1 protein-coding gene and 1 pseudogene are annotated in these 1311 nt (G+C 60.9%); both read left to right on the top strand.

Annotation, left to right across the window (positions count from 1 at the left end; genetic code table 11):
* Positions 1-61 precede the first annotated feature (61 nt).
* Entirely contained in the window at positions 62-364 is a 303-nt protein-coding gene (locus P792_RS24005; RefSeq protein ID WP_023977826.1) for a putative quinol monooxygenase, read from the top strand.
* 233 nt (positions 365-597) lie between these two features.
* Positions 598-1311: pseudogene (locus P792_RS35845) on the top strand (trifunctional transcriptional regulator/proline dehydrogenase/L-glutamate gamma-semialdehyde dehydrogenase); the annotation flags it as partial.

Below are 1311 nucleotides of genomic sequence, written 5' to 3'. Positions count from 1 at the left end.
GTTTACTCTTCGCAGAATTGAGGCAGAAAAGTCAATTCCGGAAACTGATCGGATTCGTCTCATGTCTGAGAGCTTCACAGTCATCGCTGAATTCGCCGCACCGGCCGAAAACTTCGATAAATTCCTCGAAATCTGCCGTTATGACAGCGACCGCTCCCTCGCCGATGAGGAAGGCTGCCTGGCCTTCGATGTGCTCACCCAACAGGACGCTCCCGACATTATTGTCCTGCACGAGGTCTATACAGGGCGCGCTGCCTTCGAGGCGCATCTCAAGACGCCCCATTTCGAGAAATTTGCTGCCGCCCTGCGCGAATTCGGCATCGAAGAGCGCAATGTGCGCCTCTTTACGCATCGTCACCCCTGATACTGCCTGTCTGACACGTCAACGTGACATTCCGGTGAGCCGGATCTGCTCAAGGTCATGAGCCACGGCCTCACCGGACGAGTTTCTGACATCTGGCTACGCGCATGACCGGAACGTAACGCAGCAAGGGTTTTCCTGCCCTTTGGCCTCGCCTAGTCTGCCTGCTTCGTATCCCTGCGTAATGATGCGGGGGGCGTATGATTGACGCGCCCGATTTGCATGACTGAGCCAGCATGACTTTGTTCTCAAGCTTTCTCCCCCGACGCCCGGCCCTGTCGCCCTCGCGGGAGGCTATTGCCCATGCTGCGCGCCGCCCCGAGGCAGAAGCCTTTGCCGGGCTGCTCACGCGGGCCACCTTGCCGGAAAACCTGACCGAGCGGGCGGAGACACAGGCTCGCACTCTCACGACCCATTGGCGCACTCATGCCGAGACAAACGGCATCGAGACCATGATGCAGGCTTTCCCCCTCGCCTCTCCCGAAGGCAAGGCATTGCTCTGTCTCGCGGGCACCCTCCTTCGCATCCCCGACTCAGCCACGCGCGACGCGCTGATACGCGACCAGATCGGTCAGGGTGACTGGCATCATCATGGCGGTGATGAGCCTCCGCTGTTCCTGAATGCGGCAAGCTGGGCCATGTCGACCTCATCAAAGCTCCATGCCGCCCCGGGCGGTTTGCGCGGCCTTGCGATGCGCAGCGGAGCACCTTTCATCCGCCATGGCGTGGAGAAAGCCATACGCATGATGGGCAGCCAGTTCATTCTGGCAGAGACCCTCGGGCAGGCCCTGCGACGCCATCGCACGGCTGAGCAAAAGGGGTTCAGCCTGGCCTGTGCGTCCCTGCATGGCAGCGCCCAGACGGCAGAAGAAGCCGATCGTGCACGCCATGACGCATTGGCGATGGTGGAGACCCTCGGCCGGCATGGCAGGGGGCAGACCCTGTATGAA

Source organism: Asaia sp. SF2.1 (assembly GCF_000505765.1).
Lineage (GTDB): Bacteria > Pseudomonadota > Alphaproteobacteria > Acetobacterales > Acetobacteraceae > Asaia > Asaia bogorensis.
This window is presented reverse-complemented; position numbering and strand designations above follow the sequence as displayed.

Excerpts from the sequence above, each read along its gene's own strand:
- P792_RS24005 (WP_023977826.1), top strand. The coding sequence starts at position 62 with ATGTCTGAGAGCTTCACAGTCATCGCTGAATTCGCCGCACCGGCCGAA.